Source organism: Microcoleus sp. SVA1B4 (assembly GCF_036700545.1).
Lineage (GTDB): Bacteria > Cyanobacteriota > Cyanobacteriia > Cyanobacteriales > Microcoleaceae > Microcoleus.
On the sequence record NZ_JAUBPB010000032.1, the window covers coordinates 57,552 to 66,830 of the forward strand.

General features: G+C 40.7%; 5 protein-coding genes. 4 read left to right on the plus strand and 1 reads right to left on the minus strand.

What is annotated here, in order from left to right; genetic code table 11:
- The first annotated feature begins 229 nt into the window (after window positions 1–229).
- The 4 genes from QT987_RS16380 (at window position 230) to QT987_RS16395 (ending at window position 6,956) form a co-directional block, all read left to right on the plus strand.
- Window positions 230–928, plus strand: coding sequence for a hypothetical protein (locus QT987_RS16380; RefSeq protein ID WP_333241757.1), 699 nt, complete (start codon window positions 230–232; stop codon window positions 926–928).
- A gap of 3 nt (window positions 929–931) precedes the next feature.
- Window positions 932–1,774 carry a DUF1822 family protein gene (locus QT987_RS16385; RefSeq protein WP_333241759.1) on the plus strand — a complete coding sequence of 281 codons (843 nt, stop codon included), beginning with the start codon at window positions 932–934 and terminating at the stop codon, window positions 1,772–1,774.
- Between the two features lie 424 nt (window positions 1,775–2,198).
- A complete protein-coding gene (locus QT987_RS16390; protein WP_333241761.1) occupies window positions 2,199–2,435 on the plus strand; it encodes a hypothetical protein in 237 nt (78 codons plus the stop codon).
- A gap of 39 nt (window positions 2,436–2,474) precedes the next feature.
- Window positions 2,475–6,956, plus strand: a complete 4,482-nt coding sequence (locus QT987_RS16395) for a CHAT domain-containing protein (RefSeq protein ID WP_333241763.1) — start codon at window positions 2,475–2,477, stop codon at window positions 6,954–6,956.
- A 9-nt stretch (window positions 6,957–6,965) separates the two neighbouring features.
- Here the strand turns inward: QT987_RS16395 and QT987_RS16400 are convergent, their stop codons facing one another.
- Window positions 6,966–8,744 (minus strand): SWIM zinc finger domain-containing protein, encoded by a 1,779-nt coding sequence (locus QT987_RS16400; RefSeq protein WP_333241765.1) that lies wholly within the window; start codon window positions 8,742–8,744, stop codon window positions 6,966–6,968.
- Window positions 8,745–9,279 lie beyond the last annotated feature (535 nt).

A 9,279-nucleotide genomic window follows, 5' to 3' on the forward strand; every position in this document is an offset into this window, starting at 1 on the left:
GTCTAGTCGAGCGATCGCGATTTTTGTAAGGGCCCGTGAGCCAACAATACCTGCCAATAATTGACAATCTCAAAAACCCGCCCCGACCGGGATATTATGGTTTATCGATCGGACACGATCTAACTCTAACTTTCGGGTGCACGCAGAACACAGAGCATCCTCTGGTTAGCGGAGAATCTCCAAGCGGTGCAACAATGATTTTAGAACTCAAATAATTAATGTAACACCCATGGATCAAATGCTGCGCCAACTAATTGAGGAGGTATGCGAGTATCCCCAAAACAGCTCCCAAAGGCGCAAAGCGATGAACCGATTGCTCGCCGAACTGCAGGAACTTCCCGGACTACTGCGATCTGCACATCCCGATTATTTAGACGCCTTAAATAAAACCTGGGTATGGGTGAACAAAAGCATTTGCTCGAACTTCAAGCTTAGCGATCCGAATGTGTCAAGACGACTGCGACAATGGATAAATAGTTACCTAGAGTGGCGCATTAAGGATTTGAATTTACCTTCTCAACCGCCCACCTACAGTTTAGATGCCCTCATAGGAGGCTCAGATACTACAACCGCGTTGCTGGATGTGCTTTCAGAAACAAGTTTTTCCCCTCCTACCCGCAGTGGTTTGGATGGCTATATAGCACTTTTAGAACAAGAAAATTATCAGAATATTATTCAACAGCTAGAACAATACGTCCAAGAAGACCCCGATGGGAAATTTCGCTCCTGTCATCCTAAAAATTATCCAGAGTGTAACTGTCAAGTTCTCACATTAAAGGTGCTGTTTAAAACCACCCCTGACAAGTTTACTGCGATCGCCAAAGAATTTAACATCAACTACCAAACTCTAAAATCACACTGGGAAAGGAACTGTCGCCCCTTGCTCCAAGCGATCGCATTAGAGCTAGGATACACAAGAGAGGATTAAATTATGCAAAGCACAAACCCAACGCTATTGACAGTTCCACTAGGTACTGAGGCTCACCGCACCGCTCGAAAATTTGCGGCCGAGACTCTGCAACTCGCTCCTGAATTGACAAAGCATGAGGCTGCCAAACGAGTTTATGTGAATACTTTAGCAGTTTATGTTGTCTATAGTTACCTCAAATGGCAAGCTTACGAACCCGATTTAATTCAAGGCGATAGTTGGCATCCAGTCGTCCGTGCCCAGTGGGATATTGCTGATTTGGTGTTACCAGGCATGGGTAAATTAGAATGCCGCCCGGTTTGGTTTGGAGAAAGTGCGATCGTAGTTCCACCAGCAGCCATAGAAGACAGAATCGGCTATGTAATAGTTGAATTTGGGGAAAAATTAGACTCAGGAAAACTGTTAGGATTTACCCCGTCCCTGGATAATTCTCTCTTGCCAAGCCCGATCCAGATTGCCCAACTCCAAAACTTAGATGCTCTGATCGATCATCTCTATCGTCTGGAATTAGGAAATCAGTTTTTGAGAAGTGACGATCCAGTAGCCGTAGAAGTGCGACAACTCTTAGAAACACAAAATTTTTCCGAAATTATCGCTCAATTAGAGCGCATTTACCGAACTACTAAGCCCATTAAATGGCGCTATGCAGGAGCAGATGTATTAGTCGCTAGTCTTCCTATTAATCCTCATCATCAAATAGTTGAGTCTTCTGCTGAAAAACAGGCTTTTATGGGAGAAATTGGTCGAGAAGAAAAAGTGACCTCCGCAGATTTCTACCTCCAACAGTTAGCCCAAAAAATGCTAAATAAATTAGCAGGAATTTGGGAATTTGAAACAAAAACTTAAATGTTTTTTTTCAAAAAACTGAGAACATACCCATTTTGTAAAAAGCGTTTTTTAGGAATGTGAGTATCATGCTCGCTTGCCTATAAATTTGTAACGATACAGATACTTGCACTCCTGTGGTATCAAATCCCTACCCTCGGAATTAATATTAGACCTCTTGCAAAAATAGCTGGGACGGGCTCTCCGGCCCGTCCCACAAAAAGTTTTTTCTCTTGTGGGATGGGCCGGAGAGCCCGTCCGAAAATTTGATCGAAAGGACTTTTGCAAGAAGTCTATTACCCACAGCTTTCGACACGGCGCAGTGCCCCCTGTTCCGAAAATTAATCCGGGTAGTCCAAGGGGACTGCCGTCTCCTCTATATCATGTCTGAGTGCAAACGAAATTGATATAAAACCAAAACTGATATTAACCCAAAAAATGTAACATGAAAGAACAGCTAAACTCTGCTTATCGTCACCTAATTGAAATGCTACGTACCTGTCCAGATGGTGAAGAGCGAGATATTTTGGATGACTATTCAACCCTCATTAATGAAGGTTTATTAGAGGTGATGGAGGAGGTAGCACACGAGTTATTATTTGCGGAAAATGAAGAGGGTTCTGACTGGCTGCGGAGTGCTGTGGCGAAGATAAAAGGCTTAATTCAAATTAGGTCGGAATGAGCTAATTCTGAAGACGTATTAAATTTTTTCATAGAAGTTTTGGCAGCAATTGAAGCAAGTGAAGGAGATGCCGAAGTTGTGTATCCTATTTTAGAGAAAAATTTAGATAAATTAGATGATAATTTTGATTGGTTTTTGCGAAGTTGGGCAACTGACGTTTTAACGAAATTAGAGTCTGAAGAAGCTTATAATATAGCCACGGTAATTGGAACTTTTAGTAGCATTATTCAAGATTTTCCTCTGGGCGACTGTGTAAAAAATATTGAAATTGCGATCGCGGGATATCAACAAGTAGCGGCGGCGCTCGATCGGGAAGATTACCACCAGGATTGGTTGATTGCTCAAAACCATTTGGGGTTTGCTTATCAAATTCGCATTGCTGGGAACCGTAGCAGGAATTTAGAAAGGGCAATTGAGTGTTATGAATTAGCTTTACAATGTTGTAATGATACCGATGAACCGCAATTATGGAGTTTGATTCAACATCGCTTAGGTTTAGTTTATTTTGACAGAGATGAAGGTGATTTAGAAGAAAATCTGGAGAGGGCGATCGCTGCTTTTGAATTAGCATTAAAAGTGTGGAATTGTCAAGAGTCTCCCTTAAAATGGGCGGAAATTCAGCATGATTTAGGTTTGGCTTATCTCCACCGTGTTAAGGGAGATGAATCGGAAAATATAGAACTAGGAATTAAATATTATCAAGCTGCTTTGGCTGTTTATCCAAAAGAGGATAATCCTACAGATTGGGCAAGAATTCAAAATAATTTGGGTCTAGCTTATTATAATCGTATTCAAGGGCAAAAATTAGATAACAGTGAAATGGCGATCGCCACTTTTCACAATGCCTTACAAGTCCGTACTTATACTGATTATCCCATACAGTGGGCAGAAACTCAAGAGAGCTTAGGTAATGCTTATATTACAATTGAAGAGAATCGAGACGACAATCTCCAAAAAGCAATTGAGTGTTATCAAGCAGCTTTAACTGTTTATAGTGCTGAAGACTTCCCCGAACAATCCAGTACGATCCAATTTTGTATGGGAGATGCTTACCGTCAAAAAATAGAAAATCGTGCTGAGAATATTGAGAAAGCGATTGAGTGTTATCAAACTGCTCTACAAATTTGTCAGAAAGAAGAATTCCCTGAATTATGGGCTTTTATTCATAATGATTTAGGGGCGACATATCTCAGCAGATTCAAGGGAAGTCAAGAACAGAATATAGAATTAGGTAGGAGTTTGATAGAGGCTACTTTACAAGTTTATAATCGTGAGGACTATCCCGACAATTGGGCGAACACTCAAAATAATTTAGGATTTTCCTATTACCTTTCTACAACGGGGAAATATTCGGATAACTTGGAACGGGCAATTGCATATTATGAATTAGGATTACAAGTGTATAATTCTGAGACTTTTACAGAAGTGTGGGGACTGATACAACTTAATTTAGGAGTTGCTTATTTAGAGAGACTAAAAGGAGATTTTTCCGAAAATATTGAATCATCAATTGCTGCTTCTCAAAATGCCTTAACTATTTATAATCCAGAGAGTTATTTAGAAAATTGGTTAAAAATTCAGAATAATTTAGGGTATGGCTATCAAAATAGAGTTACAGGAGAGCGAGTTGATAACCTTGAGAAAGCTCTCAGCTATTATAAAATTGCTTTAGATGCTTGCTGTTATAGTCAATTTCCTGAAATTTGGGGTTTGCTCCAAAATAACTTAGGAACTTTTTATTTAAGAAATGCTGCAGGAAATCAAGCTGAAAATGTAGAAGAAGCTATTGTTCTTTATCTTACCTGTCTTGAATCTTATCAAAAAGCATTTAATCGTAAACAATGGTCGATGATTCAAAATAATGTAGGGATTGCTTACCTCAATCGCAAATATGGTAGCCGTCTCGAAAATATAGAATTAGCAATCGAAGCTTTTAATAATGCTTTGCAAGTTCGTAATTATGAAAATTATCCCGAACAGTGGGCGGAAACACAACAGCATCTAGGAATTGCTCATAGTGAACGAATTTATGGCGATTCCTTACAAAGTTTAGAAAGTGCTATCAAATGTTATGAAAATGCTTTACTAATATATACTCGTTCAGATTTCCCTGAACAGTGGGCCATGCTGCAAAATAATATTGGTAGTGCTTATAGCGAACGTCTGCTAGGAGATGAGGATAATAACTTAGAAATAGCTATTAATTACTATCAAAGGGCTTTGCAAGTAAATACCCGTCAAATTTCCCCTGAAAATTGGGCAATGATCCAAAATAATTTAGGAAATGCCTATAGGAGGCGCAGTATTCAAAATGAAATTGAAAATTTAGAAAGGGCTATTTTTTACTATAAGTCAGCTTTGGAAGTTTATACTCAGAAAGATTTTCCTGAAGATTGGGCTATGGTGCAATTAAACTTAGGTTATGCTTATAGCGATCGCACTCAAGGAAGTATTGACGAAAACCTAAAACTGGTGCGGGACTATTACCAAGCTGCTTTAGAAGTTTATACTCTCAAAGATTTTCCTGAAAATTGGGCAACTGTACAAAATAATTTAGGTTATCTCTACCACAATTTAGAGCAGTTTACCGAAGCAATGCAATACTTTAAGTTAGCATTAAAAGTTAGAACTCCTCAAGCTTTCCCCCAACTTTGTCTGATTTCGGGACAAGTTTTAGGTCAAATTGCCTTCAAATTAGGACTATGGAGAGAAGCCATTGAAGGGTATTGTCTTGCTATTGAAGCTTTAGAACAATTGCGAGTTTGGGCTAATACCGATCGACGCCGCCAAGAAATTTTAGGAGAAGATATATATCTTTATGAACATATTGTACAAGCATTAGTTAATACGAAAAATTTTCAACAAGCTTTTGAATATGTAGAACGTTCTCGCTCTCGTCGCTTAGTAGATTTAATTGCCAGTAATGACCTTTACTCTCATGGAGATATACCTTCAGAAGTAGAAGAATATTTAGCAGAATTTGAAGGAATTCAACGACAGATAGATTGCGAACGTTCCGGTTTAAAGAAATCAAGTAAAAAGCAGAAGTTAATTGCAGTTAGAGCTAAGGATCTAATTGATATGGATTGTACACGCAATAGAGCAGCTTTAGAAGCCATTAGTGAAAATATCCAAGGTTTAGAAAGTGAAAAACAACAAATTTGGGAACAACTAAGACGTTTAGATCCGGTTTTAGCGGGCGAAATTCAAGTCATTCCCCCTAATTTAACCGCGATTCAAGAACTCATCGATCGCCCTACTACAGCAATACTTAATTTTTACACTACTGATAAAGATACATATGTATTTGTTTTGCGACAAGCCGAACTAAATTTGTACAAAATAACTAGAAGACGAGGGAAAAACTTACAAAAATGGATTAATAAAAATTGGCTCAAACCCTACTTGGATTCTGGCGATTTAAGTAAATCAGCCCAAGCGCAATTACAATGTAAAGCTAAGTGGAGAAATCGAATTCCGCAGTTTTTAGCGGAACTTTCCCGCCGCCTGCAAATCGATAACCTGATTAGTCAGTACCTTAATAATATCGAGGAACTGATTATTGTTCCTCACCTTTGCCTACACCAAATTCCTTTTGCTGCTTTACCCTTAGAAAATGGTCAATATTTAGGAGATAAATTTCTAATTCGTTACAGTCCTAGTTGTCAAGTTTTAGAATTTTGCCACAAACGTCCACCTGTCAACGATCGACTAATGTATGGTATTGTGGAAGATGCAACGGAAGATTTACCCTGTGCAAGTTTTGAGGGTGAACAAATTGCCAAACTGTATAATATTCGCAATGAACAACACTTACGAGGACGTAGCCAAGCAACGGTCAGCAACTATCGGCAACTTTCTCTACAAGTCCAGGGAATTATCTCTAGCCATCATGCTCAATCTCGCCTTGATAATCCGTTAGAATCCAGACTGGAATTGGCAGATGGTAGCATTACTTTGGGGCAGTTAATGACACCAGGATGGCGGCTTCCTCATCTAGTTGATGTGTTTTTATCCTGTTGTGAAACTGGGTTAGGAACTACGGAAATTACTGATGATATTTTGACATTATCGACGGGATTTTTATGTGCGGGTGCTCGGAGTGTGGTGAGCACGCTGTGGGCTGTAGATGATTTAGCAACAGCCTTATTTTCAATTTTTTATCACAAACTTCGGCAGGAAGGAAGTAGTCGCCCAAAAGCATTGCAGCAAGCACAAATAAATTTGCGATCGCTCTCTGGATCAAAATTTGTCGCTTGCTATTCTCCCCAACTTGCTGATTTATTAGAACGCAAATTTGAAGAGGCGGAGGGCGATCGCCAGTTTGCCGAAAACCAGCGTAATTCCTATTCTGAAGGTTCTGCCGACTACCTACAATGGCTACAAGAGGAAGAAAAGCGGGCCGAAACAGCAACACGCAATTACAAAACTTTGGAACGACTGGAAATAATTAGTTGCTTAGATTTCCCTTTTGCTGACCCTTTTTATTGGGCAGCTTTCACTTGTTCCGGTTTACGGTAAAATTCAGCCTCAATCTAAGTTTGGACTCTTCAGCATCCCCATTAATTTCCGCTTCCGATTGTGTATTTGCATAAGTTGAGAACGATAAGCACACCACTGAAGATTTTGCCCCATTTGTAAATAGGCAGCGCGGGCTTTTTCCAACCACTTAATTGCACGATCGTAGTCCTCTGATTTCCCCCGATCCATAATCGATTCAGCAAGCCGACAAGCATTGGCGATCACCCAATCGGGGCGGTGGGCGATCGCAGCCCCCATTACTCGGTGAATCAGTGCCGATTCGTAGCCACTTAAGCCCTCAGCAACAGCGATCGCATCTTCAATAAGTCCCTCATAGAGAAAAATATCAACCTGTGCTTCAGAAACTCCCCAACTTCTATCACTTCTCAGAGTTGCTAACAAATTTGCTTTCACAGTTGACCAACTGTTTCCTGCAAACTCCTTCACTAAAAGATAATCGGCAAAGGATGGTTTGATTTCAAAAACCCGCATTCTAGAATTTAATGCAACTTCGTTTTCTCCCAATTCAACAGCCAACTCACTCGTCCAAATTGCCAGTTTATAAAGGCAATTACCTGACAAATTCAACCCAGTTTTAGCAATTTTGAGAGCTTCAGCTTGGGCTTCCTGTGCTTGTAAACTTTGAGCTAGAGCAAAAGCATCTTCCGCTGATTTCATCTGAGTAGCAGCAGCTTCCACTGCTTCTTCTACTCTCCCCAAACGACTTAACATGGTCAAGTATTGTTGAGAGCAGTTTTCTGCTTGGGCTAAGTATAAGTATTCTTGATAGCGTTCCTGGCGATCGAGGATTTGCAAGCGAATTAATGCTAAGTTCTTAGCACATTCTGGTGCGTCATTAGCTCCTATTTCTTGCCCCGTAATATTTCCTTGAAGTACCTGTTGAATTAGGGGGTCATCCCAACCTTGGCGTAAAGCTTTCAAGCTCATGGTGAAATCGCAATCCCATTCATCTTGCCAACCTTCTAACATCACCTGGAGATCGATCTCTTCTTCAGCAGTTAGTTCGGCCGTCAAAATGGCTTCTGTCCAAGCTTCATCCAAAGCGTTAGCTATATCAGAACTTTCAGCGCCATATTCTTCTACGTCATCCCAATCTTTAACGCAGGCTTCGGTGATGGCTTGTAAAATTACTAAGGCGTTGTTACCATCTCCCTCTGCAATCAATTCCTGCGCTTGCTGAATCACATCTAATAGTTCTTCTGTAATGGGGTCTTCTTCCTCCCATCCCTCGTCGAAATAACGCACAGCATTTCGCAAAATTTGTCGTACTTGTTGTCGAAAGGGAGCAGGATTAATGGAGGTGCGACGGGGTGCTTTAGTAGGTTGCTGTGGAGGCGTAGGAATAGCACTTAAGTTAACGTATCGTTCGATCGGATCAATGAGTGAGGGCTCCTTTTCTACTAAATTTTGTATTAATTGCTGGGTTTGTACATCGTTTAGGCGATCGAGTAACTGTTCCAGTGTCGGGCGCTGCTCAATTATTTGTGGTTGTCGCAGACATAATAACATGGTAGCAACAATATGTTTACACCACCCAACGCGATCGTAAGCACAAGTACAATTTGATGATGCCACATTAGCGTCATCAAAGTTTATCGTAATACGGTAAGGTTGAACTTCAGAACCCTCCACTATTGCTTGCACGATATTGCCACGCAGGACAGCGCTAGTAACATTACCCGCTAAATAGTAAGTTTCACCGCGCTTGAGGGAGGCGGCAGAGGTATTATGCTGGATCGTCGCTTCACTAAGCTTGGGAATCGGCATGAGACTATGCCTGAGCAATTAAAGGATTAGACTTAATTTTACCTCAGAGATGTACTCTGCCTAGGATTTAATTGCGTCTCAATGTAAGATTTACAGAAAATTTAATAATCGGTAAAGCAAGCACTGAGAAGGTTTGCAGCTTGATGAGGCGAAAAATTTTCAGAAAATTTTGCATAATTGTCTCCCTACCCCCTGGTTAATAATAGAGCGCAGTTGGCCAACTAGCTTCTTCCTGATCCCTTTCTTTGACGGAGAAACGAGCTGTGATACCTATAGTTTCATCTACCCCCCTGACATTATTAGCAATGGGGGTTCCCAATGCTGCGGGAGAAATCATTGCCAATATAAAGGCAAGTTTAGTATCAGCCGTTGGTAGTTACCCCTTGATGGAAATTGCCAAAGCTGAGCGCAGAACAATATGCAGTTCTGGAGAGGACGATCCGATAGTTCCTCCGAACTAAGGAATGAGAATTAAATAACTTCCAAAAGTTTGTGGGATGGGCGTCCCGCCCGTCCAAAAAGGACGGGCGGGACG

Bases quoted from the DNA above. Each gene is read 5' to 3' on its own strand.
- QT987_RS16385 (WP_333241759.1), top strand. From the start codon at position 932: ATGCAAAGCACAAACCCAACGCTATTGACAGTTCCACTAGGTACTGAG.
- QT987_RS16390 (WP_333241761.1), top strand. From the start codon at position 2,199: ATGAAAGAACAGCTAAACTCTGCTTATCGTCACCTAATTGAAATGCTA.
- QT987_RS16400 (WP_333241765.1), bottom strand. From the start codon at position 8,744: ATGCCGATTCCCAAGCTTAGTGAAGCGACGATCCAGCATAATACCTCT.
- QT987_RS16380 (WP_333241757.1), top strand. From the start codon at position 230: ATGGATCAAATGCTGCGCCAACTAATTGAGGAGGTATGCGAGTATCCC.